This window comes from Anaeromassilibacillus sp. SJQ-5, from assembly GCF_054108045.1.
Map to the genome: position 1 here is coordinate 1656838 of NZ_JBPJWQ010000001.1, position 26087 is coordinate 1682924.

Here is a 26087-nt window from a genome sequence, read left to right on the forward strand (position 1 = left end):
GAGGCGGGTGAACGCGGACGGACTTGGCTTGGTGGTATGGACGAAAAAAGCCCCGGCCCGCGAAACGGCGCGGGCCGGGGAATGCTTGATCTGTAACAATTACATCTTCTTCAAAGCCAGCACCACTTTGAAGAGATCGCCGTCTATCTGAAGATCCAGAGTGCCGTTTTGCAGTTCCATCAGGCTGCGGGCGATGGACAGGCCGAGGCCGCTTCCCTCCCCGACGCGGGCCGAATCGCCGCGCGTAAACCGTTCCATCAGCTCGTCGGGATGGATATTCAGGGGATCCCGGGAAATGTTCTTCATGGACAGCACCACCTCGTTGCCCAGGTCGGCGAGATCCACGTAGATGCGGGTATTGTCCAAGGCGTATTTGACGGCGTTGCCGAACAGGTTATCGAGCACCCGCCACATATGGCGGCCGTCGGCGTAGACCAGCACCGGCTGATCGGGCAGGCGGCACATCAGCTGGATGCCCCGCTCGGCGAAGCGCTCCTCGAACTCGCCGCCGGCCTGCTTGACCAGCTCGCCCAGGTTGAGGGATTCCATATGGACGCCCACGGCCCCGGAGGTCACCTTGGAGGCCTCCACCAAATCGGCCATCAGCTGGGCCAAGCGCTTGGATTTGCGTTCCAGCACGTCCACGTATTCCAAGGCCTTGGGATCGGTGATGCCGGTGGTTTTCAACAAATCCACATAGTTGATGATGGAGGTCAGGGGGGTCTTGATGTCGTGGGAGACGTTGGTGATGAGCTCGGATTTCATCCGTTCGCTCTGGGTGGCGTGTTCCACGGCGATTTTGATGGCGCTGCCGCTGGAATTGAGATTATGGGCCATCTGGCCGAAGAAGGGCACCTCTTTCTCGTTGATGACCACGCCGAGGTTGCCTTCCGCCATTTTCTCGGTGCCCTGCTTAACCTTATCGTACTGAATGGCGACGATGACGATGAGGACGATAAGGGACAAGTTGCCCATGATCCAGATAAACCAGGCGAGGCCGGTCCCCTGGGACATGGCCAAAACCAGCACCAGCTGGGCGGCGGCGTACAGCACGAAAGCGCCCGCCACCCGGACCACCACGTGGACATGCTGCATGACGGTGACGAAAAATTTGACCAGCAGGTGCAGGAAGGTGGTCTGGTAGACCTTACCCGCCTTGATGCGGCGCACGATGGAGAGCACCGTGGCCAGCAGCATGCCGCCTGCCAGCACGGCGGAAATGCAGAACAGCACCAAGTCCTTACTGTAAAGGGCCATCACCCAGAGGAAAGACAGCAGAAGCAGAGCCGCTACCGGCACCTCCAGCCAGATGTGGTCGAAGGGGTTGAGCGCGGCGGTTTCGCCCCCCGGCCTATGGCCAGCCGCGGCGACGAGGAAGCAGAACAGCAGCGCGCAGAGAAGGCCGCATACAATAGTGGCGATGAGCACCGGCATCACGCTGTCCTGCATATTGATGCGCCGCGCCATCAGGTCGGCATACTCGTCCGCCGCGGGCAGGCCCTCCCGCAGGCCGTATACCAGCAAGCTGGGCTCGCTCGACACAGAGAGGCTGTAGGACAGGGGCAGGCGGTAAGCGCCGTTGGCGCCGGCGAGGGCGCTGACGTCCGTTTCCCCGTCCTGAAGGTTGGAAAGCAGGACGTTTCCTTCCCCGTCGAGCAGCTGAAAGACAAAGTTACCGCCGCCGCTGAGGCCCAACTGCTGCTCATACTGGGCCATCTGGTGGGCGCTTTCATAGGACAGGGGCGTTTCCGCCGATTTCGACGCCTGCAGGAGACTGTAGTATTCCTGCACGGCGGAGGCGTCCTGGTTCATTTTATCCTGGAAGGGGCGGGTGCGGGTCAAAATCTCCCGGCTCGACCAGACATCCCCGTTGTAGGAGACATAGGACACATAGGCACCGCCGCAAACCGAAGCCGCCAGCGTCAGGATAAACAATATGGACGCCAGCAGCTTGCTGAACAGGCTCTCACGCAGTTTCACGGGCGCCGCCTCCTTCGGTCAGAGTTTTTCCATCTTATAGCCGTGGCCCCAGATGACCTTGATATACCGGGGCTCCTTGGGATTGATCTCGATTTTTTCCCGGATATGGCGGATATGGACGGCGACGATGTTATCCGCGCCATAAGAGGGCTCGTTCCACACATTTTCATAAATCTGCGCGCTGGAAAACACCAGGCCACGATTTTCCATGAGGAATTTGACAATTTTGTATTCCACCGGGGTCAGGGCCACCTCCTGGCCGTCCACCGTCACCCGTTTGGCGCCGTCGTCCATTTCCAGGCCGCCGTTGACGGTGACGGAGGAAGCGCCGCCCTCCTCGCTGACGCCGAAATTGGTATACCGGCGCAGCTGGGATTTCACCCGGGCGATGAGCTCCATGGGGTTGAAGGGCTTGGTCATGTAGTCATCCGCGCCGATGTTGAGGCCGAGGATTTTATCATTATCCTCGCTTTTGGCGGACAGCATGATGATGGGGATGTTCCGGCTTTCCCGGATTTTCATGGTGGCGTGCACGCCGTCCAGGCGGGGCATCATGATATCCATGAGGATCAGCTGGACATCCGGGTGCTTCTCCAACAGTTCCAGCGCCTGGAAGCCGTCGTAGGCCTGCAGAACCTCGTAGCCCTCGGCTGTCAGGTAAATATCCACGGCTGCCGCGATTTCGCGGTCGTCGTCACAAACCAGAACCTTCTGTGCCATGATGCAGCTCTCCTTTTCTCTCTCTGTTGCTATTCTAACGCGGCGGAGGGAAAATGGGCGGAACGAAACCTTAAGGAATCCTTAAAATTCGCCCGGCCCCGCCAGGTAAGCGATGAATAAATCCGGGTGCAAAGATTTATTCATCACTCACCTTAAGAAACGGGTTTTCCAGCGACCGGCAAAATAGAACGCGCAGGACAGCACTGCCGCCGCCGTCCAGCCGATGGGCCAGGACAGCCAAATACCATCGGTGCCGAGCCGGGCCGACAGCAAAAAGGCCAACATCACCCGGAGCATCAAGTCGGTGAAAGTGGCCACCATGAAGCTTTTCATGGCGCCAGCGCCCCGCAGGATGCCGTCGGCCATCAGCTTGACGGAAATCACCAGATAAAACGGAGCCACCAGCCGCAGGAAGTCGCAGCCGATTTCCAGCGCGTACCGGCTGGTGGTGTCCAGGAACAGGCGCACCGCGGCGTCGGTGAACAGGCCGTATACCAGCGTGAAGGGCGCCACCACGCACACCGCCAGCAGGCAGCCCGACCAGAAGCCCCGTCTGACCCGGTCGATTTTCCCGGCGCCCAGGTTCTGGGCCGAAAAGCTGGACAGGCCGTTCGACAGGGTGGTGAAGGAGGTGATGGCGAAGGTGTTGAGCTTGACGGCGGCGGAGTAGCCAGCGATGACGGAGGAGCCGTAGCCGTTGACCAGGCCCTGGATGAACATATTGCCCACCGAGATGAAGCTCTGCTGCAGGATGCTGGGCACCGCGATGCGGCTGATCCGGCCCAGCATCTCCAGGGAGAAGCGGGGGCTTTTCTCCGGCGTTTCGAGGCGGTTCAGCCGCCGGCGCAGGGTCGCCAGCGACAGCAGGCAGGCCGCGCCCTGGGCGATGAAGGTGGCCCAGGCCACGCCGGCCACCCCCATGTCGAAGACGGTGACGAAGAGGAGATCCAGCCCGATGTTGCCCAGAGAGGAGCCGATGAGGAAAACCAGCGGGGTGCGGGAATCGCCCAGGGAGTTGAACACGCCGGTGCAGATGTTGTACAAAAACAGGAAGACGAGGCCGCCTATGTAGATGTTCAGGTACAGGGCGGCGTCGGCGAAGATGTTGGACGGGGTATGGATGGCGCGCAGGATGGGGCCGGACAACAGCAGGCCGCCGACGGTCAGCACGGCGCTGAGACCACCGCTGGCCAGGAAGGTGGTGGAGACGGCGGTTTTCATCTCGGAAAGCCGCTTCGCGCCGAAATACTGAGAGATCACCACCGAGCAGCCGATGTTGCAGCCCATGGCCACCGCCATGAACAGCATGGTCACCGGATAGGAAGCGCCCACCGCCGCCAGGGCGTCCTCGCCCACGAATTTCCCCGCGATCATGCTGTCCGCGATGTTGTATATCTGCTGGAACATGACGCTGATGAGCATCGGGATGGAGAACAGCCACAGCCGTTTGCTGATACTGCCCTGCGTCAAATCGGTTATCATACCCTGTCGCCGCCTGTCTGTTGGAGTTCGGATCTATCATACCACAGGAAAAGGGTATAAGGAAACTATAGATTTTTGATGGTTGCCATACGGCGGGCGTATAGCAAAAGCCCGCCCCTGGAAAGGGCGGGACGGAATCAGCTGTCGGAGGAGGTCTCGCCGGCCAGGACCTTGCGCGCCTGCTCCAGCATATAGATATCCTCGCAGATTTTCTTGAACACGGGAGAGGATTTCCCCTTGGTGTTGTCGGAATCCTCCGCGATGACGGCGATGACGTATTTGGGATTTTCCGCCGGGTAAAAGCCGCCGAACCAGCTCTGCACCACCGCCTTGTTCTCGCTTTTCCATCCGGTTTCCGCCGTGCCGGTCTTGCCGCCGGCGGCGCCGGCGCTGACGGTGGGCTGGGCGGAGGCGCCGGTGCCTTCCTTGACGGCGTAAATCATCAGGTCCTTGAGGGTTTGGGCGGTCTGTTTGGAGAAAACGGTCTGCTCGGGTTCGATCGTTTCCTCGGACAGCCGGCCCTCCTTGTCGCAGTAGCCTTTCAGGATGGTGGGACGGATGATTTTCCCCCCGTTAACCACGGCGGCCACCATCTGGGCCACGTGCACCGGCGTGCCCAGCAGGCTGCCCTGACCGAAGGCCAGATTGCCCACCGCCGCCGGGGAGAGCAGCTCCTCCGCCGTGGGCAGGGTGGCGCGGGCGGTTTTCAGGCCGTCGGCCAGAATCAGCGACCGGTCGAAGCCCAGGTTAGAGGCCATACCCAACAGGGCGGAGCCGCCCGCCTGCTGCATCAGCTGAATAAAATAGGGGTTGCAGGACTGGGCGAAGCCGTCCTGCATATTCAGCGTGCCGTGGCCCAAGCGGTTGTGGCAATGGAAGGTCACGTTGCCGATGGTGACGGATCCATTGCAGGGGAAGGCGGTGGAGATGGGGATCCCCTTTTCCAGCGCGGCGGCGGCGGAGGTGATTTTAAACACCGAGCCCAGGTTGTAATTGCACAGTGCCCGGTTGAGAAGGGGGGAATCGGCGGCGTCCAGGCTGTCCGCCACCGTGCCCGGCTGAAAGTCAGGCAGGCTGACCATGGCGGCGATCCGGCCGGTGGCGGGTTCCATAACCACCACCGCGCCCTTGGTCATGTACCTTTTCGCCGCTTCCTCCGCGATTTTCTGGATATCCTGATCGATGGTGAGCACCACGCCGGCCTTGGCGTCAGCCAGGGTGTTGACCACCTGGGGCGCGATCCCCTGCAGCGGCTTGCCCATGGCATCCACCGAATAGGTGACGGACGCCTGACCGCCGCAGCTGTTCAGGTATTCGTCGAAGGCCAGCTCCACGCCGGTCAGGCCGTGGAGACCGTCCCCGTCCATATAGCCCAGCAGATGGGGGGCCAGCAGGCGGCCGCCGTACCGCACCGGCACCTTGAACAGCAGGCTTCCCTCCAGATTGGCCGGGATTTCCGGCAGGGTGACAACGGCGGGCTTCCCGCTTTGCAGCCGCTCGGACACAGCGGCGAGCTGCTCCTCGTCCAGCATACCGGAAAGGGCCGCGATAGCTTCCGGCGACGGCGTGACGCTCAGGCGGTATTCCTCCCCCGCGTTGGTGAGCGGGCGCAGCCGGGCGTCATAAATCGTCCCCCGGCTGTTCGCCACCTTCACGGTGACGCTCCCCTGCTGATCCGCCGCCTGGGACAGATAGGCGTCGGACAGACGGTAGACCTGGAGCACCACCCCGCTCAGGATGAACAGCAGCAGGGTAAAGAGAACAAGCGCGCGTTTTTTCATGGGGAGCCCGTCCTTTCCGTCGCTAGAGTGCGTATATCTAGCTTGCCCGGCGGGGACGGGTTTTAATCAGGCACCGCCGCAAACGGGGCGGCGCAGCAGGCTGCCCGGGACGAGCGGGCGGGACAGCGGGATCCACACCGACATGGTGGGATGGGGCGCGGCGGTCAAGGGCTCTCCGTCCGGCCCGAACATCTCCCGAACGGTCAGCGAAAAGGGCGGGCGGCCGGGCTCCAGCACGCTGCACTCGTCGCCGACGGTGAAGCGGTTGCGCTGACTGAAGCGCTGGAGGCCGCCGGCCCACTCCTCGGCCACCGCCGCCACCTCGAACTCCCGGATGTAACCGCCAGACGCCGTGTTCTGCCCAGGGGGGCCAAAATAAAAGCCGGTGCCGTAGGGGCGGTGGCTGACCTTATTGACCTCGGCGGAAATCCAGGGCGCCAGCCGGTAATCCGCCGCATAGCCGGAGGCGGCCCAGCCGTCCGCCGCCGCCCGGTAGGCGTTGGCGATCACCGCCACATAATAGGCGGCCTTGGCGCGGCCTTCGATTTTCAAGGAGCGCACGCCTGCGCGCGACAGCGCCGGCAGGTGGTCGATCATGCACAAATCGTCGGCGTTGAACAGGTAGGTGCCGGTTTCGTCCTCCTCCGCCGTCAGGGGGCGGTCGGGACGGGAGGGCTCGACGATCCGGTATTTCCAGCGGCAGGGCTGGGCGCAGCCGCCCCGGTTGGCATCCCGGCCGGTCAGATAGGCCGACAGCAGGCAGCGGCCGGAATAGGCCATGCACATCGCCCCGTGGACGAAGGCCTCCAGCTCCAGCTCCGGCGGGGTTTTCGCGCGGATTTCCGCGATCTCGTCCAGGGACAGCTCCCGGGCCAGCACCACCCGGGCGGCGCCCAGATCGTGCAGCATCCGGGCGGTTTCGAAATTGACCACCCCGGTCTGGGTGGACACGTGCAAGGCGCAGCGGGGCGCGTGCCGCAGGGCCAGACGCATGACCCCCAAATCCGCCGCGATGATCCCGTCGGCGCCGCAGCCCTGCAGGAATTCAAGATAAGCGGGCAACGCCTCCATCTCCCCGTTGCGGGGCAGGACGTTGACGGTGACGTAGACCTTCCTGCCGGTTTTGTGCGCCAGAGACACGGCATGCCGCAGGCCTTCCTCGTCAAAATTGGCGGGGGCGGATCGCATGCCGTAGGCCTTGCCCGCCAGATACACCGCGTCCGCCCCAAAGAGCAGCGCCGCCTCCAGCCGTTCCCTATCCCCGGCGGGGGCCAGGATTTCCAACCGGTCGTTCATCGCTGAGGCTCCTTTCTCCGATTCCAGGAAAAAGGGCCGCCGCAATCACGCGGCAGCCCTTTTATCAGCCATACATGCCGATCCCGTATTTTCTGCAGATTCTTTCGTGTTCCTTAAGGGTCTTGCTGTAATAGGTGATGCCGGTGTTGAAATCGGTGGCGAAGAAATAGCAGCCGACCACCTCCTCATCCTGGGAGGGATTAATGGCCGCCTGGATGGCCATCAGGCCGGGATTGTTGATGGCGCCCGCCGGCAGACCGGTGCGCTTATAGGTATCGTAGGCTTTGTTGGTGATTTCCAGCCCCTCGATTTGAGAGATGAAATCGTTGATATATTTCTGGGTGGAATCACACTCGAGCCGGGGGTATTCCGACGGGTTGTTCAGCCGGTTATACAGCACTCGGGAAACCTTGAGCATATCGTCCTCCTTGGAGGCCTCGCCCTGGATGATGGAGGCCATGACGATGATTTCGTCGATGGTCTTGCCCTGGGCACTGATGGCGGAGCGGAGCTTGGTATCCAGGCGGGCGGCAAAGTTATCGAGAAATTTGCGCACCACCGTGTCCCCCGAGCTTCCGGTAAAGAACTCGTAGGTATCCGGGAACATATAGCCTTCCAGCTTGTAAATCCGGCCCTCATACTGCGACCCTTGCTCGATGCCGGGGATGGCCGCCACGAAATCGTAGGCGTCCTCGTATTTGCCGTACACCACCGCCTCGAAGAAATCGTCGGCGTCGCACACGCCGGCCTTTTCCAGTTCCTCGGCGATTTGGTTGATGGTAAAGCCTTCCTTAATGGTCACCGACACCGATTCCCGGGGCTTGGAGTTCTGCAGGATACGGATCATTTCCCCATAGCCCATGTTGGGCGCGAGGGTGAAGGTGCCGGGCTGATAGGTACCGTCGGCCTTGGTCAGCTTGGAATACAGCCGGAACACGAGGGGCTGATCGATGACGCCCCCCTCCTTGAGCGCGTCGGCCACCTGCTGGGTGGAGGCGCCGCGGGGGATAACCACGTCCACCTTTCCGGAGGATTTGCCCAGGCCCGCCAAATCGATGGCGCCGGTGATGGTGAAATACGCCAGCACACCGGAAATCCCCAGCACCAGCACCGCGTAAATGATGCCGCGTACACAGCCCCAGGTGCTTTTCTTCGTCTTCTTTTTCTTTTTGCCCCGGCCGGCTTCCTCCGGTTCCTCTTCCGGCTCCACCCCATCGGTTTCCTCTTCCGGCCCCTCGGGTTCAGCCGTCGGCTCGTCTTCGTCCAGGGATTCGGCCGTCTCTTCGGCCGGCTCCCCGGACGGGGCAGGCTCCTCCGTGTCATTGACGGACGGCGGAGCGGGCTCCTCCGTTTTCTGAAACTCTTCGTCCAGATCGATGTCCAGCTTGAAGCCGGAAACCTTGTTCTTTCGCTCCTCCGAGATTTTGGCCGCCGTATGTTCGTCCACCTTCAGAACCTCGCCCAGCCGTTCCTCTTCCCGGCTGCGCGCCGCCTTTTCGGCCTCCAGATCCTCCAGCAGCTTGTCCACGGAACGCTCCGGCTGGGTGTTATCGTGTTCGGACACGCGCCTCACACTCCTTCGAATTTCGGTAGGGATAAACGGTTCCGCGCCGATGACGGCCCGGCTATCCGCGCCGGTCGCCGGTGCGCCGAAGGTATCGTTCGGTCACCAGCAGCTCGGCCGGGCGGTCAAACCGCCCGTGCGGCAGCTTGCGGCGCACGCACTCGCTATAGCAGATGCCAACCATATGGCCGCCGAAATTGGCCAGGAAGCGGTCGTAGTACCCTTTTCCATAGCCCAGGCGGTATCCATGCCAATCATAGCACAGGGCGGGTATCAAACACAAGCCGGAAGAGAAATCTTTTACCAGCCGCGCCGGATCGGGCCGGGGCTCCAGCACGCCGAAGGTTCCCGGCTCCAGCTCGTCCAGACCGCGGATGAGATAAAACTCCATATCCCTGGTGCCGGGCACGCAGCGGGGCACCGCCACCTGCTTGCCGTCGGCCAGGGCGCGCTCAATAATCCGGCGGGTATCCACCTCGATGGCGGTGGACACATAGGTCAGCAGCATCCGGCAGCGCTTATACTGCCAGAGTGCGGCCACGCGCCTCGCGATGGTTTCGTCGTACGCATCCTGTATTTCCCGCGGCATATTGCGCCGCAGGCGTTTATACTGCTCTCTCAGCCCAGCTTTAATCGGGCGGATATCCCCTACCGGCATTGCATGGATTTCCTTATCTGCTCGGCCCGTTCGGGAGAGACCAGGCGCGCCGCGATTTCCAGGCCGAAATCCACGGCCACGCCAGCGCCCCGGGCGGTGATGACAGTCCCATCGGTCACCACCGGCTCAGTGAGCACCCGCGCGCCCTCCAGCTCCTGTTCATAGCCGGGGAAGCAGACAGCCTTCCGCCCGCGGAGCAGGCCCTTATGGCCCAGGATAGAGGGGGCGGCGCAGATAGCGCAGACATAGGCGCCCTGCCGCCGGGCCGTTTCCAGCGCGCAGGCCACCGCCGGCGACTGCTCCAGATGGAGGGTGCCCGGCATGCCGCCCGGCAGCACCACGGCCTGCAGGGCGTCCATGTCCTGTTTTTCCCAGGCGGCCTCGTCCATATCGGCCCCCACGGGGATCCCATGGGCGCCGCAGACCGTCCGGCCACCGATCCCCACGGTGACGACCGTCAGCTCAGCCCGGCGGAGCACGTCCACCACGGCCAGCGCTTCGATTTCTTCAAATCCATCGGCCAGAAACACGGCCACCATATCCATCATCCTTTCGAGCAAGCGACGTCGCGCCCGCCTATTTATGTCTTATTCCAGTGTCAGCCCGAGATACGGCGGGCCAGCCGGCCGCCGGGCCGCTTCGGACAGCGGCCGCCACATGGCGAAGGCCTCCCCCGGCCGGGTTTCGTCCGCCGGGCGGACGATTTCATACCGGGAGCTGGGAAAGCATTCCAGAAGCGCCCGGCCGTAATCGGCCAGCCGCTCTGGCGGGCAGAGCAGCTCCCGCACCAGCAGGGTATCCCCCGCCCTTTCGCACAGCGCACAGCCGTCGGGGCCAATCAGCACGCCGGAAGCGGTATCCACCGCCTGCCTGGCCAGCCGCTCCTCCCAGCGAATCCAGCAGGGATGCGCCGCCAGCAGCGCGTCCCGCCGGGCCCCGTAGTCGGGGCAGGAGGAGAAGCGCGCGATACCCGCCGCACGGCCGCCCAACGCGGCCAGCTCTTCCCGGGACAGCCGCAGCACGGCGGCGGTAAACCAGTTTTCATAGCCAAACCGGCGGTAATACGCCGTCAGCGACGGCTCGCCGGGGCGGAGAAAGGAGGCCGCTTGTCCCCGGCGGGACGCTTCCTCATGGGCCTGGCGGAGCAGAGCGCCGAAAAGGCCCTGACCCCGGTAAGCCGGCAGGGTGGCGGCGGCGTAGATATACTGCACAGGATAGGTGCACGGCCCATTGTGCCATACGGCGGGGAGCAGGAAGGCCATGGAGACCGGCCGGCCGGCCCGGCATTCCACCATACAGTCCGCGGGGCGGTACAGCCGGCCGAAGGCCCGATCAATGAGTTCGTGGGAATCCTCCGGGAAGGAGGCGGCCCAGATGGCTTTCAAGGCCGGGATTTGATCCGGCCGCGACAATTCCGCCATGAGAGAGGCCCTCCTTTCCGCAGGGATCCGACAGGCCGATCCGGTGCTTCAGCGAATTTCTGTACACAGGTATTTTTCCAGCACCAGCGCCGGATAATAAGACAGCTTAGCCTTGCGCAGGCCTTCGATATTCAAATCGTTTTCCCGGTTCACCAAAGGGTATGCCGCCAGCTCCCGGGCTGTAAATTCCTTGTTGATGACGGCATAGGCCCCTTTGTATTCCGGCAGGGCCTTTTCCACATGCACGTCGAACACGGTGCCGGATATAGGCGAGCCCAGGGAAAAGGCGATCACCTTGCCGTCCACCCGGATGAGGCCGCCCTTCAGAGACAGCTCGTCCCGGTGGCGCAGGGCCTCCCGGATGGCGCAGTTCTCCGACTTAAGCCCCTTGTCGGCGCAGTTGCCCTTGCCCTTGCACCATTCGGTGGCCATGTCGGCGGCTTCCCCCGCGTTGGCGTCGTCGATGGTTTCATAGGTCCAGGCGTACTGCTTGCTGAAACCGGCCACATGGTTGCGCTTGCCGTGGTATTTCTTTCCGGCCAGCAGGGCCAGGTCAGCCTGGTTATAGATATAATCGGCGTCTCCCGGCGAGGGAGCGCAGGCAAACCGGCCGGGGAACCAGTCGGAAAGCCGCTCGGTATCCGGCGCCTCGGCACCGAACAGCCGGAGCGGGTAGCCTTCCGCGCGGCAATGCTCCAGCAGGATGGACACGCCTTCCCGCAGATCGCCGCCCACCGGCATCATATACGTGCTGGCCGGCCCGTGGCCGGATTTGAGAAACAGATGCTCCCCGCAATGGGCCACTTGGTTTTCGTAGTATTTCCGCCACATGAAAATGGTGGTGAAGGAATATTCACAAGCCTTGTTGTCCGCCGCGCGCAGGATGGGCACCATCCAGGAGGCGTCCGTCAGACAGGGTTCGTGAAATTCGAGAGTCGTGACTAAGCTTGGCATACGTTACGTCCTTTGTATTATTCCAGCGCGAGCGCGGCAATCAGCGCGCGGGTGATGTCTTCCGGGGGAAGAGGCTTCCCCTCCCGGCCACAGGGGATCACATGCCAGCCGCCCCGTTCAGCGGCATACAGCGCCGTCTGCCGGCAGCGGCGCAAGTACAGGCTGTCCCTCTCGTGGATGTCCTTTTTCTTTTCGTCTCCCTCATATCGGGCGGACAGCAGCGTCTGGGCCACGTCCAGCGGCATGTCGAGAAACACGACGTCGTCCGGCCGGGGCAGCCCGAGCAAACGGTATTCGTAATCCTCCAGCCAGGCGAGATAACCGTCCCATTCCTCCGGGGGAAGCTTGGCCATCTGATGGATGGCGTTGGAAGTAGCGTACCGGGCGGCAACGATGAGGGCGCCCGCCTCGTAATCGGCCTGCCAGAACCGCTTATAGCTGGCATACCGATCCACCGCGTAAAAGGAGGAGGCGGCGTAGGCGTTCACCGCGTCGGCGGAACCGCCCAGCTCCCCGGCCAGGTACATTTTCACAAGCGCCGAGGAGGGCTGGGCATAGTCGGGAAACGAGATTTGCTTATAGCTTACCCCGGCGGCGGACAGATACTCGTTCAGGCGGGCCAGCTGGGTGGATTTCCCGCTGCCGTCCAGGCCGTCGATGACCACCAGCCGTCCCATCACGTCCGCTCCTTCAGCTGCTGATAATGGGCTCGCACCTCTTTGGCCCGGCCGCAGGACATCTTGCCCTCGGGGCAGGGGCCGGCGATGCAGGAGGGGCCGGCGTTCTTAAACAGATGGGGGGCGACCTCCAGGCAAAGGACGAGCATCCGCTCAGCCAATTCGCGGATTTCCCACTGGGCCCGGTTGCAGCAGCGGTGATGGAAAAAGTTCATCAAGCTGCGGGCGTTCATGGTCATGAGAATCTTGGTGGTGCAGGCGTTGGGCAGCACGAAGCGGGCGTCCTCGATGGCCTGCTTTTCGGCGGCGCGGTTCGCCTCCTTCTCCCCCATGCCGGCGGCGAGCTTGTCCGCGAGATGCTTCTCCTTCAGGCGGGCGGTCAGGCTTTCGTAGTGACGCTGATCCTCCTCCATGGCCCGGCGGAACTCGTCCGCCGCCTCGGGAATATCCGCGATCTGGGGAGGCACCACGTATTCGAACATGGTTTCCGCGACATACCGCTGGCTCTGCACGCTGAAAGAGGCGATACGGTGGCGGGTGAGCTGCGCGAGCAGCGACCGGGACACGCCCTCGATGCCGAAGGTGAAGGACGCGTGTTCGATGGGGCTTTCGTGGCCGATTTCGGCCAGCATCTCCACAAAGGAAGCGGTTTTTTCCTCGGTGAGGCTCTCCATCACGTCGTCGATGGTAGCAGGCGAGTAGCACAGGCGGGCCGCCGCAGCCAGGATATGCTCCGGCTGGGGGGTGTGCGCCAGCAGTGTGACTTTCATATTTGTGACCCTTCCTTTCGCAGAGACCGGCGCGGGGCCGGCGGCAAATTGCCGCATGTCAGCTTATTATAACAGAATTTCCTCCCATGTTCAAGACGGCGGCCGGCTCTTTTATTCTCGGCGGTGAGGGCGGCGCTCCAACACAAAAAGAGACGGCCGTCTAGCCGTCTCTTGTCTTTATTCCACCGTCAGATAGGGTCGCCATTCCTCCAGCTTTTTCTCCCCAATGCCGTCGACCTGCAGCAGCTCCTCCAGGGAATGAAAGCCGCCGTGACTGTCCCGATAGGCGAGGATTTTGTCCGCCGTCACGTCCCCGATGCCGCTGATTTGCAGCAGCTCCGCCCGGCTGGCGGTATTGAGGTTGATTTTTTCCTCCACGGTGGACGACAGCGGCGCCGACGCCGTATACGGCGGCCGCGAATACACCACCCGTTCCGCCGGGGCAAAGTCCGGGGCGCTGATGACCGCGCACAGACCCACCGCCGTAAGCAGCCCCGCCGCAGCCGCCCACAGCAGGATTTCCCGCCGTTCATCCTGTTCCGCCATACCCGCCCCCCTTGGTAAATTCTTCCTATATTGTACCCGCCGGAATGGCGGCATGGCAAGTGAAAGTTATTCACATTGCCTAAAATCCGGAAAATGACGGATTCGTCATGCAAAGCGGCGCAAAATCGGTTACAATGGGAACAGAACGATTGGAAAGGCGGCGATCGGCCGTGGATAAGCAAAAACTGCTGGTGGTGGAGGACGACAGGAGCATTGCCGTCGGCTTGGAATATTCCCTAGGACAGGAGGGGTTCGGCGTGACGCTCTGCGCCGGGGTGGCCGACGCGCTGGAGGCACTGAAAACGGAGCGGTTCGATCTGGCGGTGCTGGATCTCTCTCTGCCGGACGGCAGCGGTTACGATGTCTGCCGCGCGATCAAGCGGCAAGGCGACATGCCGGTCATCTTTCTCACCGCCCGGGACGACGAGGTGAGTGTGGTCATGGGCCTGGACATGGGGGCGGACGACTACATCACCAAGCCCTTCCGGATCCGGGAACTGACCTCCCGGATCCGCAGTGTGCTGCGCCGGGCGGGACAGGGCGGGAGTACCCTGATGGAGTTTGGGCCGGTGCAGATTAACGCCGCGCTGGGAAAGGTGTACAAGAACGGGCAGGACGTGTTTCTCTCCGCGCTGGAATACCGGCTGCTGATGACGCTGGCCAACCACGCGGGGCAGGTGCTGTCCCGCAACCAGCTGCTGGAAAGCATCTGGGACGTGTCGGGGGATTTCGTCAACGACAACACGCTGACCGTCTATATCAAGCGGCTGCGGGAGAAGATCGAGGACGATCCGCAGAACCCCGTGGTCATCGAAACTGTCCGCGGCCTGGGCTACCGGGTCGGCGGGCGGCGCTGAGGAGGGCGGAAGGCGATGCGCTATTTTCGCAATCCGGATGTGAAAAACCTCTGCTTGCTGCTGGGGCTCGTGACGCTGGGGGCCACCATCGCGGGGTTCCTGGCAGGAGTTGGGACGGGATGTCTCGTGCTTCTCGTCTGTCTCTTATTCTGCGGCATCTGCCTGGGGCACACCCTCTGGCGGCACCGGCAGATGGAACGCCTGGCCGACTACCTGCGCCGCATCACGGCGGGGGAGCACGCCCTGGACGTGCGGGACAACGGCGAGGGCGAGCTGAGCATCCTGAAAAGCGAGATTTACAAAGTCACCGTCATGCTGGGGGAATACAACGACCAGCTGCAGGCGGAAAAGCTGCAGCTGGCCGATTCCCTGGCGGACATCTCCCACCAGCTGAAGACGCCGCTGACCTCCATGCTGATGATGACCGACCTGCTCAGCGGGGAGGATCTGCCCGCCGACAAGCGGGAGGAATTCACCCGCCACATCCGCATCCAGCTGGAGCGGATCCAGTGGCTGGTGTCCTCTCTGCTGAAAATGTCCCGGCTGGACGCGGGGGTCATCCAAATGAAGGCCGAGCCGGTGCGGGCGGCCGAGCTGGCGCGGGAGGCCAGCGCCCCCCTGCTCATCCCCATGGAGCTCAAGGAGCAGACGCTGGACATGCAGGGGGATCCCGCCGTGACCTTCACCGGAGATCGCCGCTGGAGCGCCGAAGCGCTGCTGAACGTGATGAAAAACTGCATGGAACACACGCCCCGGGGCGGGCGGGTGACGGTTCGCTGGACGGCCAACCCCATCTACACCGAAATCACCGTGACCGACACCGGGCCCGGCATCGCGCCGGAGGATCTGCCCCATATCTTCACCCGGTTTTACCGCGGCAAGGCGGGCGAGGCGGATGCGGCCGAGAGCGCGGGGGTGGGCATCGGCCTGGCCATGGCCAAAAGCATTTTAGCCCGGCAGAACGGCAAAATCTTCGCGGAGAGCCCCGCCGAAGGGGGCAGCAGGTTCACCCTGCGTTTTTACAAAACCGTCGTGTGACAAAACTGTCACCGAAGCCGTCACCGGCCCGTCACCCCGCCGCCGTATACTGAAAGCATGACGGGGTCAGCCCCGCAATAATCCGGGAGCGTCCGGCGGCGCCGGATATCCCAGTGGGAGGCAATCATGGAAATTCTTCGTGTGGAGCATTTGTCCAAGGTATACGGCAAGGGCGACACAGCGGTCAAAGCACTGGACAATGTATCGTTCTCGGTACAGAAGGGGGAGTTTGTGGCCATCATCGGGCCCTCCGGTTCCGGCAAATCCACGCTGCTGCACATTCTGGGCGGCGTGGATATCCCCACCGCCGGTAAGGTGTATATCGACGGCACCGACGTCTACAAGCTGAACCAGACCAACCTGGCCATTTTCCGCCGGCGGCAGATCGGTTTGATTTACCAGTTTTTCAATCTCATCCCCGTGCTGAACGTGGAGGAGAACATCACCCTGCCCCTGCTGCTGGACGGCCGCAAGGTGGATCCCAAGCACCTGCAGAACCTCATCGCCACCTTGGGGCTGGAAAAGCGTCTGGGCCATCTGCCCAACCAGCTGTCCGGCGGACAGCAGCAACGGGTCTCCATCGGCCGCGCCCTGGCCAACAGCCCGGCCCTGGTGCTGGCCGACGAGCCCACGGGCAATCTGGACAGCAAGAACAGCGCCGATATCATCAACCTGCTGCGACTGTACAATAAGAAATACAACCAAACCCTCATCGTCATCACCCACGATGAAAAAATCGCCCTCCAGGCCGACCGGATCATCGGCATCGAGGACGGACGCATTTCCCGGGACGAGGTGACGAACGTATGAATGTCCTCAACCGGGTGACCCTCAAGACTCTGCGCAAAAACAAATCCCGCACCATTGTGACCATCATCGGCGTTATTCTCTCGGTGGCCATGGTCACGGCCATCACCGCCTTCATTTCCAGCATGCAGGATTTCATGCTGCGCTCCACCGCGGCCTCCGAGGGCGACTGGCAGGCAAGCGTCCTGAATATCCCGTATGCCAAGGCCCAGGCCGTCGCCGGGGACGACGCGGTGAAGGAGTCCGGCCTGCTGCGGGACATCGGCTCCGTCCGGCTGCCGGAGAGCGTCAACCCCTCCAAGCCATACCTTTACGTGCAGGCCATAGACGCAAACGTCGCCGCCCTGCGGGGGATCCAGCCCACCGAGGGGCGGTTGCCTGAAAATGACGGGGAGCTGATGATAAGCGCGCACATCGCCGAAAATGGCGGCGTCAAGTACGCCATCGGGCAGCAGCTCACGCTGGAAATCGGCGACCGGGTGGCGCAGGACGGGGAGGTTCTGGTTGGCAATCTCTCCTACGACACTGAGGAGCCCGAGGATTTCCGCGTCCGGCAGACCAAGACCTACACCGTCGTTGGCATCTGCGCCCGCCCGTCCACAGAGGAATACAGCGCCGGGGGATACAGCGTGTTCACCCGGCTGACTCCCGCCTCTCTGGACGCGGACGCCCTGGTGACCATCAGCTTGACGCTGAACCGCCCGAAAAACGTGTTCGATTTCATGAGCGGGTTTGAAAAGGAGTACGCCGTCCGGTACCATGCCTCCCTGCTGCGGTATATGGGTATCAGCGGCAACGACAATTTTAACGCCGTGCTCTACAGCATGGCGAGCATCCTTATCGCGCTGATCATGGTAGGGTCCATCTCCCTGATTTACAACGCCTTCGCCATCTCGGTCAGCGAGCGGAGCAAACAGTTCGGCATGCTGTCCTCCGCCGGGGCCACCTCCCGGCAAATCCGCAACTCTGTGTTTTTCGAGGCTCTGGCCATCAGCGGCGTCGGCATCCCGCTCGGGCTGCTGTCCGGCGTGGGCGGCATCGGCGTGACCCTGAAGCTCATCGGGGGGCTCATCGCGGATTCGGGAATTATGGGAGGGGTTGTGGAGTTCCAGCTGTCCGTGTCCGTCCCCGCCATGGTGATAGCCGCGGCGGTGGGGCTCGCCACCGTGCTCATTTCCGCCTACATCCCCGCCCGTCGGGCGGCCCGGCTCTCGGCCATGGACGCCATCCGGCAGACCGCGGATATCAAGCTGAATGCCCGGCAGGTAAAAACCTCCCGGCTGACCCGCAGGCTCTTCGGCATGGAGGGCGATCTCGCTCTGAAAAATTTCAAACGCAACCGCCGCCGGTACCGCGCCACCGTCTTCTCCCTGATCATCAGCGTGGTGCTGTTCATATCGGTGTCCACCTACACCGATATGCTCAAGGAAAGCGTGGGTTCCTTCTATGCCATGGCCAACTATGACATAGCCGTCAGCGATTCCCGCGCCGAGCCTGACGCGGCGAAGAGCGCCGCGTTCCTCAAATCTCTCCGGGAGCTGGGCAGCGTGGAGCAGGCCGCGTACCAGCGCAGCCAAACCGGCTTTTTCTTTGCCGACGCGTCCATCCTCGGAAGCGAAGCCTATCAGCTCATGGAGGAAGCGGGTCAGGGGATCGAGGATATGCCCGCCGACGAGCCGGAGGCCCAGGCTCAGATCCGCGCCATGGGCTGGAAGGAGGGGCAGAAAAACATGGAAACCTCCCTGCGGCTCATCGCTCTCGACGACGCCACTTTCGCCCGCTACGCGGCAGATCTCGGTTTGTCCCTGTCCGACTACACCGATCCCAGCCATCCCCGCGCCATTGTCATCGACAGCTTTGTCGAGCAGAATCAGAAGAACAAATACATCAGCGGCCAGTATTTCCGCCGCGGTGCGCCCTTGACCCTGAAGCTGAACACCCACTCGGTTTACGACGGCAACCGGGCGGAAAACCAGACCGCTTCCATTACGCTGGGGACCTTCACTGACAAAGCGCCCCTGGGCTTGTTCCCCCAGGAAAACTCTCTGTACGGGGCCGCCAAGCTCATCGTGTCCAACGCCGTGCTGGATCAATGCTTCGGCAGCAGCGCTCACTCCCGGCATCCCACCGGCGCCTTTGCGGTCAAAGCCGCGGATCTCGACAAAGCAGACAGCGACATCCGCACGCTGATTAAGCAAAACGGCTCCGGGTATTCGTATCACAACTACGCCGCCAACGCCCAGGAAAGCCGCAACACCCTGCTGGTGGCCAACGTCTTATCCTATGGCTTCATCGTGTTGATTTCCCTCATTACGGTGGCCAATGTGTTCAACACCATCTCCACCAACGTCAATTTGCGCCGGCGGGAGTTTGCCATGCTCAAATCCGTGGGTATGACGACCCGGGGCTTCAACAAAATGATGAATTTCGAGTGCGTCTTCTACGGTCTGAAGGCTCTGCTCTTCGGCCTGCCGATCTCCCTGCTCATCTCCCTGCTCATCCGCCAATCCTTGAATCAGGGGATAGTCGCGGCGTATGAGCTGCCATGGCTAAGCGTGGGCATCGCGGTGCTGTCGGTGTTCCTGGTGGTGTTCGTCACCATGCTGTATGCCATGTCCAAGGTCCGCAAGGAAAACATCATCGACGCGCTGAAAAACGAAAACTTGTAGATTCCGTATTATATCCGGTCATTGGGGCGCATACTCTTAGGGTAGAGTATGCGTCCGCCGGAGGAAACCGGCGGTGAAAGGCTGGGATACGGCATGTCCACGGTGGTTATCTCGCGCAGACAAAGATTCGATTGGAAAGCGGCGCTGTTTTTTATCGGCTTCACCCTGCTGCTTGGGGCCCTCGGCGGGCTGCTGGGGGGCGCCAGCGGCTTCAAAAGCTTCGAGGCACTGCAAAAGCCGCCTTTGACGCCGCCGGCGGCGGTGTTCCCCATCGTGTGGTCGGCGCTGTACCTGCTCATGGGAATCGCCGCCTATCTGGTATGGAGCAGCGGAGACCTGGATCGGGGGGCCAGCCTGCGGATGTATTTTCTCCAGCTGCTGGTCAACATCCTGTGGCCGCTGTTCTTCTTCCGGCTTCAGTGGCGGCTGTTCGCCTTCTTCTGGCTGCTGCTCCTGCTGGCGCTGCTGTCCCTGACTATGGCGGGCTTCCGCTATATCCGCAAATCCTCCTACTGGCTGCTGGTGCCGTATTTTCTGTGGGTGCTGTTTGCCGGGTATCTGAATTTGGGAATTTATCTGCTGAACATGTAAAAACCGCCCCGCATCTTTGAATGCGGGGCGGTTTTGCGTCCGGGCCTTACCAGCGGCGGCGCTTTTTCTTTTTGTTGGGGTTGATATAGATGAACTTTTCCGACAGGGAAATCTGCTTGTAGCCGAGGAAATAGGCGAAATGGCAGACAAGTGGGACGAATGCCACCACCATCAGCATAGCCAAAATCGCCGGCCAGGGCACCTGTGCGGTGTTTTGGATCTCAGTGGAGACCATGGAATTGATAATCGGCATAAACGGCACGTTGGCGAACCGGTACAGGAAAATATATTTCGGGAAGCACACGCCTAGTTTGCTGAGCACCAGCACGATATACCCGATGGCCGAAGGAATCGCCGCCATCAGCCCCACCTTCAGGCCCCGCAGCTTATCCTCCTGCATATGGCCGAAGTTGACGCTGTTCTTGTCCCGATCGCCCTTAGACCAGACGATGGAATACGGGAAAGCCGCCAACAGCAGCAGCATCAGGATGGAGGACAGGACGTTCAGCGCGATTTCCGCGCCCACGGGCATGGTGGAACGGATGGTCTGCTTGCGCTGCCCCGGGCCCAGCGTGGTCTCGGTGGTGGATTCGTTTTTTTCCTCCTGGCCGGGATTGGCCGGCGTACCCGGCCCCGCCGCCTGCGGCGTGGAGGACGGGGCGGAGGAATCGTCCGCGTAGTAATGCTCCTCGATCAGCGCCACGCTGCCGTCGGAGGTGGTTTCATAAATCTGATACCCTATGTCGTGGGTGAAAAAGCCGTTGAACAGCACCGACAGGGACATGTATACGAAAAAGCAGAGCACCGCGGACAAGATGGTCCGCAGGAACACCCCCAGCGCCATTTTAAAATTTTCTTTTTGTATGTCCGCCTTGGTCAGATTGTTGTTGGGCATCGGTCTCTACCTCTCCGTTTTCCAGGCCGCGTCCGGCCCTCTTTTCATTCCGGTGGATTTCCACATTTTCTGTTAGTATACCACGCCGCCGCGCAAAGGACAAGCCCGTTTCCCCGCCGCAGGTATGAATGGACTGTAAATTTTCACTCGGGACGGGAGGGGATGCGCCGGAAGCAACCGGCCGCATGAAAACGCCCCGGACCTTTATGCAAGGTCCGGGGCGGGGTTCGCGATTGGCGGCTTTCCCTCTCAGGCGTCCTGTGCCGTTCCGCCCTGTTCAATGGCGGTAATCATGTCCACCCGGTTCTGATGCCGTCCGCCCTCGAAGGCGGTTTCCAGCCATATCCGGGCGATCATCTTGGCCAATTCGGCCCCCACCACACGGGCGCCCAGCGCCAGCATGTTGGTGTCGTTGTGCATCCGGGACAGCTGCGCCGAATACGGCTCGCTGCACACCACGCAGCGGATCCCAGCGACCTTGTTGGCCACCAGGGACATGCCGATGCCGGTGCCGCAAATCAGGATGCCCCGGTCGCATTCGCCGGAGGCCACCGCCCGGGCGGCCCGCTCGCCGTACAAGGGATAGTGGCAGCTGACCGCCTCATAGGTGCCGAAATCCTTATAGGCCAGACCCATGTCATCCAACAGGCCGATGATTTCCCGCTTCATTTCCAGAGCCGCGTGATCGCACGCCAGCGCTATCATGCATTTACCAGTCCTTTCGCTTTTCCTTCGCCATAAACGCCCGATGGGCCGCGAGGCTTTCGCTCTTCTCCAGTATAGCACACCCGGACACCGGATGCAATCCGGAGCCCAGGTGTGCTCAGCTTGTCGATAAAGTCGACAAGCTGCTGGACGGGGACGCCTGATCACGGCGGCTCACTGACGTTCGCCTTGTTCCATCTGTCCCCGCCAGTGCCACCCCTGCTCTTGAAAACCGGCGGAAACACGTGTGTTTCCGCCGGTTTTCGCCTATAAGGTGTGTTTGCGAGGCACATGTCCTCGCAAACACGGATCGGTAACCCGCCTCCGCTTTTTTGTTTTCCAAATGGCGGATTCCCTTTTTTGACAGCCTATGCTGCTGTTAAACGAACAGCGGCTGGAGCTGCATCCCCTTGAGCGCCGCCTGTATCGTGTCCTCGAGGCGGGCGAAATCCGCCACCAGGGAATTGGGTTTGTTGACCGCGTCGTCCTGCCGCATGGGCACGAAATAGATGTTTTTGGCATTTTTAAGCAGGGCAATGTTCCGCATGGACGCGCCCAGCGCGTCGTTGGTAGACACCGCCAGGATCACAGGCCGGCTGCGCCGCAGATGAGATTTGACCGCCAGAGACACCGGGTTGTCGCTCAGCCCGTTGGCCAGGCGTCCCAGCGTCGTGCCGGTGCAGGGCGCCACCACCAGCGCGTCGAACAGCCCTTTGGGCCCGATGGGTTCCACCTCGGCCAGGGTGGTCAGCGGCTCATGGCCGGTGATGGCCGTCAGCTCCCGGCGGAAATCCTCCGCCGTCTGGAACCGGGTGTCCAGCGCGGCGGCGTTGAAGGAAAGGATGGGCACGATGTCCGCACCCGCCTCCACCAATCCGCGAATTTCCTTGAGCACCCGTTGAAAGGTGCAAAAGGATCCGGAAATGGCAAAGCCCAGCTTGCTGTCCATCAGATCCCCTCCTTAAGCATATTGAGGATGGCGTTTTTGATGATGAATCCAGCGCTTTTGGGCGCTACCCGCCCCGGCAGGGACAGGGCCCAGATGGTTTTGAGCTGCAGCTCGGCCGCCGCCGTGAAGTCCACCCCGCCGGGTTTGGAGGCCAGATCGATGAGCAGGGTGCTTCTGTCCATTCTCTGCAGGATGTCCCGGGAAAACAGCAGCACCGGCACGGTGTTGAAAATCACGTCGAAATCCCCGGCGTTTTCCAGATGCTGAATCTCCAGCGTCTCGCAGCCCAAAGTCTGGGCGCGGGCCAAATCGGAGAATTTGCGGGCCGCCACCGTCACGTTCGCCCCCAGCGCTACCAGCAGCCGGGCCAGCGCCTGCCCCACCCGGCCGTAGCCGGTGATGAGGCAGCGGGCGCCGCTGATGGTGATGGGCAGCTCCTCCATGGCCAGCTGGATGGCCCCCTCGGCCGTGGGCACGGAATTCGCGATGGCCAGCTCCTCCCGCTGTAAGTAATCGTGGATCGCCATGCCCCGGCTCTCCACCTCCCGCCGGACAATGTCCGAGACCGCCCCACCCACCAGGCTCTGATGGGGCGCCAGCGCGTTAAGTACCTGATCCAGCGTGATGCGCATACGGGAGAAGGGCGCGTTGATGTTGGAGCCGTCGGTCGTGACCGGCAGAGGAAGAATGACACAGTCCGCCAGGGTGGTGGCTTGGGCCGGGTTGGTGCAGCCTGTGACGCAGGGCGGCAGGTCGGTGCTGTCAAACCCGGAAGTGATGACCTTATACCCATCCGCCGCCAGCAGCCCCGCCAGATATGCCGAGCGGAGATCGCCGCCAATCACGGCAAAGGTTTCTATGTTCCGCATTAAATAACCCCCATAGGATACAATCTTCGTTCCATTCTATGAGAGCCAGTAGAAATAGGTTCCGGCCAGGAAGACGACGGCGGCGCAGAAAAATGCGGGCCGCGTTTGCGGCCCGCATCGGATTTTGTTATACCAGCGCCGCCAGCTCTCCAGCCATATCGGCGAACTCGTCCAGGGCGGCCTGGACCGGCGCGGTGGTGGACATGTCCACACCCGCCTTCCGCAGGGTATCGGCCGGGTAGTCGCTTCCCCCCGCATGGAGGAACCGCAGATATCTCTCCACCCCGCCGCCGTTCAGGATCCCTCGGCTGATGGCCGCCGCCGCCGAAAACCCAGTGGCGTATTTGAAGACGTAGAACGCGTTGTAAAAATGGGGAATCCGCGCCCATTCCCAGTCCATATACGGGTCGATGACCACCTTCGGGCCGAAATACTCCCGCAAAAGACCGTGATATACCCCGCACAGCGCCTCGGCGGTCAGCGGCTCCCCGGCCTCCGCCATGGCGTGGGCCTTCAACTCGAATTCCGCGAACATGGTTTGGCGGAACACCGTGCCCCGGAATTCCTCCAAATACCGGTTGATGAGGAACGCTTTGCGTTGGCGCCCCTGCTCGCTTCCGGCGTCGCACGCGGCGATCATCCCCCGCATGAGCAGGTTTTCATTGACCGTGGAGGCGATTTCCGCCAGGAAAATGGGATAGTCCTTGTTGATATAGGGCTGGGTGTCCGAATAATAGGTGTGCAGGCAGTGGCCCGCCTCATGGGCCAGGGTGAACACGTCCCCCAGCTGCCCGACGAAATTGAGCAGCATGTAGGGATGCACCCCGTAAACCCCGGTGGCGTATGCGCCGGTGGTCTTCCCCGCCGTCTCGTACACGTCCACCCAGCCGCCCGCCAGCAGCGTCTCGAGATCCCGGCGGTAGGTTTCCCCCAGAGGGGCCAGCTGCTCGACAACCAGATCCCTCGCCTGCTCGTAGGTATAGCTCTCCTCCGGCAGCTCCATCACCGGCACATAGCAGTCGTAGATGTGCAGCTCCTCCACGCCCAGCATCCGGCGGCGCAGCTCCAGGTACTCGTAATAAGCGGGCAAAGCCCCCCGCACCGCCTCGATGAGGCCGGTGTAAATCGACCGGGGCAGCGCGTCGGAGAACAGCGCGGCCTCCAGGCTGTCGGCATAGCCCCGGGCCCGGGCCGCGAACACGTCGGCGCGCACCTGCCCGGCGTATAAAGCCGCGATGGTGTTGCCCATCTTCTGGAACGCCGTGTGCATCACCTCGAAAGCCTCGGCCCGCACCCGCCGGTCGCGGCTCTCCCGGAATTTGGCGAACGCGCCGTCGGTCAAGTGCACCGTCGCCCCGTTTTCGTCGGTCACGTCGCCCCGGGGCAGGTCCACGCTCTCCAGCATGGAAAAGGCGTTGTCCATGGCCTCCATCGCCGGGGCCGCCATGGCCATCAGCTGCTCCTCCCGGGTGGACAGCACGTGGGCCCGCCCGCGGATAATATCGTCCACCATATGGCGGTAGTCGGCCAGCTCCTCGTCCTGCTCCACCATAGCCCGCAGCGCCGCGGGGTCCATGGCCGTCAGTTCCGGCGTCAGGAAGGCTGTCGCCTCCTGCACCCGGAACAGCGCCGCCGTCGCCCGATCCACCATGGACTGGGCCTTGGGGGAGGCGTTGTCCAGGTCCTGTCCCATCTTGGCGTACATATACACCCGCTCCAGCCGCATGGACAGCGCCACATAGGCCGCCAGGCAGTCCTTGAAGGCCCTGGCCTCCGCCAGCCGGCCGGAAAAGCCCGCCACCTGATCGGTCAGCCCGCCGAGGCTGTCCAGCTCGGCTTCCCAAGCCGCGTCGGTTTCGTATATATCGGTCAGCCGCCATTTGTATGCGGGCGCGATAGCTTCCCGTGTTTTGGTTTCCATACCGTCCCAACCTTTCCATGCATACAGGGAACGTTCACCGCCCATCTGTACGCGCCGTTTCTTATTAGTATACCACCCTCCCTGCCCGGATACCAGTCCCCGCCCGGGAAATTTTCATCCCGGAAACCACGGCCCGTCCCCCCGCATATACTGGGATAGCATCGATTGACAAGGGGAAACGCGTTTTTTCGGCGTGAAAAGGGGTGCTGGCGGCGTTGTCCTCGTTGCCGGGCGCCAGCCCGGCGGTCTCGTCCGCCTTGCCATCTCCTCTTTTTCACTGCCGAAAAGCTCCGAAGGACCTGCCGTCGGAGCAAAAAGGCGGCCAGCAAGGCTGCAGGCTGCGGGCGGGCTGACGCCCGCCAAAGCCGAAAACGCCGCAGGCCGCCTTTTTGGCCGACGGCAGGCGTGTTCGCCCTTGTCAATCGATGCTAGCAAAGGGGGATGCGTCATCATGTACAATCGCGAAAAAGCGGTGGCCTACGCCCATCGCTGGGCTTACGGCTTCAATCCGGCATACGGAAATTTCACCGATATGGGCGGCGACTGCACCAACTTTTTGTCCCAGTGCCTGCACGCCGGCGGCCTGCCCATGAACTACCGGCCGGTCACCGGCTGGTTTTACAACAGCCTGTCATCCCGCGCGCCGGCCTGGACAGGGGTGCAGCCCTTCTTCAATTTCATGACCGGCCTCCAAGGCGGACGGCCCTATGCGGCGGTCGTCTCCCTGGAAGAGATCGAGCCAGGGGACGTGCTGCAAATCTCCTTTGACGGCGGCGTACGGTTTTCGCACGGCTTCTTCGTGGTGGAGGTGGGCTCCCCCCGTTCGGAGGCCACGGTGCTGGGCGCCACCCACACCGAGAGCAGCGACTACCGCCCCCTGAGCCACTGGCAGGGCGCGGTCTACCGCTGCCTGCACATTCTGGAATAACACCAAAGG

Annotated in this window: 24 protein-coding genes; 6 read left to right on the forward strand and 18 right to left on the reverse strand. The window is 62.2% G+C overall.

What is annotated here, in order from left to right:
* Positions 1-99: 99 nt before the first annotated feature.
* The 13 genes from ACSAMM_RS07150 to ACSAMM_RS07210 form a co-directional block, all read right to left on the reverse strand.
* On the reverse strand, positions 100-1980 hold the full coding sequence (locus ACSAMM_RS07150; RefSeq protein ID WP_457790720.1) for a sensor histidine kinase: 1881 nt from the start codon (positions 1978-1980) through the stop codon (positions 100-102).
* 18 nt (positions 1981-1998) lie between these two features.
* Positions 1999-2700, reverse strand: a complete 702-nt coding sequence (locus tag ACSAMM_RS07155; RefSeq protein ID WP_457790722.1) for a response regulator transcription factor — start codon at positions 2698-2700, stop codon at positions 1999-2001.
* 147 nt (positions 2701-2847) lie between these two features.
* On the reverse strand, positions 2848-4182 hold the full coding sequence (locus tag ACSAMM_RS07160; RefSeq protein ID WP_457790724.1) for an MATE family efflux transporter: 1335 nt from the start codon (positions 4180-4182) through the stop codon (positions 2848-2850).
* Between the two features lie 137 nt (positions 4183-4319).
* On the reverse strand, positions 4320-5963 hold the full coding sequence (locus tag ACSAMM_RS07165) for a peptidoglycan D,D-transpeptidase FtsI family protein (protein WP_457790726.1): 1644 nt from the start codon (positions 5961-5963) through the stop codon (positions 4320-4322).
* Positions 5964-6029: 66 nt separating this feature from the next.
* Entirely contained in the window at positions 6030-7259 is a 1230-nt protein-coding gene (locus ACSAMM_RS07170) for a peptidase U32 family protein (protein WP_457790728.1), read from the reverse strand.
* Between the two features lie 64 nt (positions 7260-7323).
* Positions 7324-8823, reverse strand: coding sequence for an endolytic transglycosylase MltG (mltG, locus tag ACSAMM_RS07175; RefSeq protein ID WP_457790730.1), 1500 nt, complete (start codon positions 8821-8823; stop codon positions 7324-7326).
* A gap of 61 nt (positions 8824-8884) precedes the next feature.
* Positions 8885-9481 carry a 5-formyltetrahydrofolate cyclo-ligase gene (locus ACSAMM_RS07180; RefSeq protein ID WP_457790732.1) on the reverse strand — a complete coding sequence of 199 codons (597 nt, stop codon included), beginning with the start codon at positions 9479-9481 and terminating at the stop codon, positions 8885-8887.
* The gene (locus ACSAMM_RS07185; RefSeq protein WP_457790734.1) at positions 9472-10020 is read right to left on the reverse strand and encodes a DJ-1 family glyoxalase III; all 549 of its coding nucleotides are present in this window, start codon (positions 10018-10020) and stop codon (positions 9472-9474) included. Before ACSAMM_RS07185 ends, ACSAMM_RS07180 begins: the two co-directional genes overlap by 10 nt.
* A 48-nt stretch (positions 10021-10068) precedes the next feature.
* Complete coding sequence (locus tag ACSAMM_RS07190; RefSeq protein WP_457790736.1) at positions 10069-10902, reverse strand: GNAT family N-acetyltransferase; 834 nt, start codon at positions 10900-10902, stop codon at positions 10069-10071.
* 48 nt (positions 10903-10950) lie between these two features.
* Positions 10951-11856: a phosphatidylglycerol lysyltransferase domain-containing protein gene (locus tag ACSAMM_RS07195; protein WP_178721656.1), complete on the reverse strand. Its 906-nt coding sequence runs from the start codon at positions 11854-11856 to the stop codon at positions 10951-10953.
* 17 nt (positions 11857-11873) lie between these two features.
* Complete coding sequence (locus tag ACSAMM_RS07200) at positions 11874-12533, reverse strand: thymidylate kinase (protein WP_178721654.1); 660 nt, start codon at positions 12531-12533, stop codon at positions 11874-11876.
* Positions 12533-13303 (reverse strand): FAD-dependent thymidylate synthase, encoded by a 771-nt coding sequence (gene thyX / locus ACSAMM_RS07205; RefSeq protein WP_178721652.1) that lies wholly within the window; start codon positions 13301-13303, stop codon positions 12533-12535. The genes ACSAMM_RS07200 and thyX overlap by 1 nt, the downstream gene beginning before the upstream one ends.
* Positions 13304-13480: 177 nt before the next feature.
* Positions 13481-13849, reverse strand: coding sequence for a ComEA family DNA-binding protein (locus tag ACSAMM_RS07210; protein WP_457790739.1), 369 nt, complete (start codon positions 13847-13849; stop codon positions 13481-13483).
* Positions 13850-14019: 170 nt separating this feature from the next.
* Between ACSAMM_RS07210 and ACSAMM_RS07215 the strand changes: the two genes are divergently transcribed.
* The 5 genes from ACSAMM_RS07215 (at position 14020) to ACSAMM_RS07235 (ending at position 19811) form a co-directional block, all read left to right on the forward strand.
* Positions 14020-14706, forward strand: coding sequence for a response regulator transcription factor (locus tag ACSAMM_RS07215; protein ID WP_457790741.1), 687 nt, complete (start codon positions 14020-14022; stop codon positions 14704-14706).
* A 15-nt stretch (positions 14707-14721) separates the two neighbouring features.
* Positions 14722-15744: a sensor histidine kinase gene (locus ACSAMM_RS07220; protein ID WP_457790743.1), complete on the forward strand. Its 1023-nt coding sequence runs from the start codon at positions 14722-14724 to the stop codon at positions 15742-15744.
* A 126-nt stretch (positions 15745-15870) separates the two neighbouring features.
* A complete protein-coding gene (locus tag ACSAMM_RS07225; protein ID WP_178721645.1) occupies positions 15871-16554 on the forward strand; it encodes an ATP-binding cassette domain-containing protein in 684 nt (227 codons plus the stop codon).
* On the forward strand, positions 16551-19220 hold the full coding sequence (locus tag ACSAMM_RS07230) for an FtsX-like permease family protein (RefSeq protein WP_178721642.1): 2670 nt from the start codon (positions 16551-16553) through the stop codon (positions 19218-19220). Before ACSAMM_RS07225 ends, ACSAMM_RS07230 begins: the two co-directional genes overlap by 4 nt.
* A gap of 93 nt (positions 19221-19313) precedes the next feature.
* On the forward strand, positions 19314-19811 hold the full coding sequence (locus ACSAMM_RS07235; protein ID WP_178721640.1) for a tryptophan-rich sensory protein: 498 nt from the start codon (positions 19314-19316) through the stop codon (positions 19809-19811).
* 46 nt (positions 19812-19857) lie between these two features.
* Here the strand turns inward: ACSAMM_RS07235 and ACSAMM_RS07240 are convergent, their stop codons facing one another.
* The 5 genes from ACSAMM_RS07240 to pepF all read right to left on the reverse strand — a co-directional run bounded on the left by ACSAMM_RS07240 (position 19858) and on the right by pepF (position 25150).
* Positions 19858-20706 (reverse strand): hypothetical protein, encoded by an 849-nt coding sequence (locus ACSAMM_RS07240; RefSeq protein WP_457790746.1) that lies wholly within the window; start codon positions 20704-20706, stop codon positions 19858-19860.
* A 249-nt stretch (positions 20707-20955) separates the two neighbouring features.
* The gene (rpiB, locus tag ACSAMM_RS07245; RefSeq protein WP_178721636.1) at positions 20956-21411 is read right to left on the reverse strand and encodes a ribose 5-phosphate isomerase B; all 456 of its coding nucleotides are present in this window, start codon (positions 21409-21411) and stop codon (positions 20956-20958) included.
* A gap of 379 nt (positions 21412-21790) precedes the next feature.
* Positions 21791-22360 (reverse strand): dipicolinate synthase subunit B, encoded by a 570-nt coding sequence (locus ACSAMM_RS07250; RefSeq protein WP_178723631.1) that lies wholly within the window; start codon positions 22358-22360, stop codon positions 21791-21793.
* Positions 22360-23229: a dipicolinate synthase subunit DpsA gene (gene dpsA, locus ACSAMM_RS07255; protein ID WP_457790749.1), complete on the reverse strand. Its 870-nt coding sequence runs from the start codon at positions 23227-23229 to the stop codon at positions 22360-22362. The genes ACSAMM_RS07250 and dpsA overlap by 1 nt, the downstream gene beginning before the upstream one ends.
* Positions 23230-23356: 127 nt before the next feature.
* Positions 23357-25150, reverse strand: a complete 1794-nt coding sequence (pepF, locus tag ACSAMM_RS07260; RefSeq protein WP_457790751.1) for an oligoendopeptidase F — start codon at positions 25148-25150, stop codon at positions 23357-23359.
* Between the two features lie 451 nt (positions 25151-25601).
* Between pepF and ACSAMM_RS07265 the strand changes: the two genes are divergently transcribed.
* Complete coding sequence (locus ACSAMM_RS07265) at positions 25602-26078, forward strand: amidase domain-containing protein (RefSeq protein WP_178723634.1); 477 nt, start codon at positions 25602-25604, stop codon at positions 26076-26078.
* Positions 26079-26087: the final 9 nt, after the last annotated feature.

Bases quoted from the DNA above. Each gene is read 5' to 3' on its own strand.
- ACSAMM_RS07155 (WP_457790722.1), bottom strand. From the start codon at position 2,700: ATGGCACAGAAGGTTCTGGTTTGTGACGACGACCGCGAAATCGCGGCA.
- ACSAMM_RS07160 (WP_457790724.1), bottom strand. From the start codon at position 4,182: ATGATAACCGATTTGACGCAGGGCAGTATCAGCAAACGGCTGTGGCTG.
- ACSAMM_RS07165 (WP_457790726.1), bottom strand. From the start codon at position 5,963: ATGAAAAAACGCGCGCTTGTTCTCTTTACCCTGCTGCTGTTCATCCTG.
- ACSAMM_RS07170 (WP_457790728.1), bottom strand. From the start codon at position 7,259: ATGAACGACCGGTTGGAAATCCTGGCCCCCGCCGGGGATAGGGAACGG.
- ACSAMM_RS07180 (WP_457790732.1), bottom strand. From the start codon at position 9,481: ATGCCGGTAGGGGATATCCGCCCGATTAAAGCTGGGCTGAGAGAGCAG.
- ACSAMM_RS07185 (WP_457790734.1), bottom strand. From the start codon at position 10,020: ATGGTGGCCGTGTTTCTGGCCGATGGATTTGAAGAAATCGAAGCGCTG.
- ACSAMM_RS07190 (WP_457790736.1), bottom strand. From the start codon at position 10,902: ATGGCGGAATTGTCGCGGCCGGATCAAATCCCGGCCTTGAAAGCCATC.
- ACSAMM_RS07195 (WP_178721656.1), bottom strand. From the start codon at position 11,856: ATGCCAAGCTTAGTCACGACTCTCGAATTTCACGAACCCTGTCTGACG.
- ACSAMM_RS07200 (WP_178721654.1), bottom strand. From the start codon at position 12,533: ATGGGACGGCTGGTGGTCATCGACGGCCTGGACGGCAGCGGGAAATCC.
- thyX (WP_178721652.1), bottom strand. From the start codon at position 13,303: ATGAAAGTCACACTGCTGGCGCACACCCCCCAGCCGGAGCATATCCTG.
- ACSAMM_RS07210 (WP_457790739.1), bottom strand. From the start codon at position 13,849: ATGGCGGAACAGGATGAACGGCGGGAAATCCTGCTGTGGGCGGCTGCG.
- ACSAMM_RS07220 (WP_457790743.1), top strand. From the start codon at position 14,722: ATGCGCTATTTTCGCAATCCGGATGTGAAAAACCTCTGCTTGCTGCTG.
- ACSAMM_RS07225 (WP_178721645.1), top strand. From the start codon at position 15,871: ATGGAAATTCTTCGTGTGGAGCATTTGTCCAAGGTATACGGCAAGGGC.
- ACSAMM_RS07230 (WP_178721642.1), top strand. From the start codon at position 16,551: ATGAATGTCCTCAACCGGGTGACCCTCAAGACTCTGCGCAAAAACAAA.
- ACSAMM_RS07235 (WP_178721640.1), top strand. From the start codon at position 19,314: ATGTCCACGGTGGTTATCTCGCGCAGACAAAGATTCGATTGGAAAGCG.
- ACSAMM_RS07240 (WP_457790746.1), bottom strand. From the start codon at position 20,706: ATGCCCAACAACAATCTGACCAAGGCGGACATACAAAAAGAAAATTTT.
- rpiB (WP_178721636.1), bottom strand. From the start codon at position 21,411: ATGATAGCGCTGGCGTGCGATCACGCGGCTCTGGAAATGAAGCGGGAA.
- ACSAMM_RS07250 (WP_178723631.1), bottom strand. From the start codon at position 22,360: ATGGACAGCAAGCTGGGCTTTGCCATTTCCGGATCCTTTTGCACCTTT.
- dpsA (WP_457790749.1), bottom strand. From the start codon at position 23,229: ATGCGGAACATAGAAACCTTTGCCGTGATTGGCGGCGATCTCCGCTCG.
- pepF (WP_457790751.1), bottom strand. From the start codon at position 25,150: ATGGAAACCAAAACACGGGAAGCTATCGCGCCCGCATACAAATGGCGG.
- ACSAMM_RS07265 (WP_178723634.1), top strand. From the start codon at position 25,602: ATGTACAATCGCGAAAAAGCGGTGGCCTACGCCCATCGCTGGGCTTAC.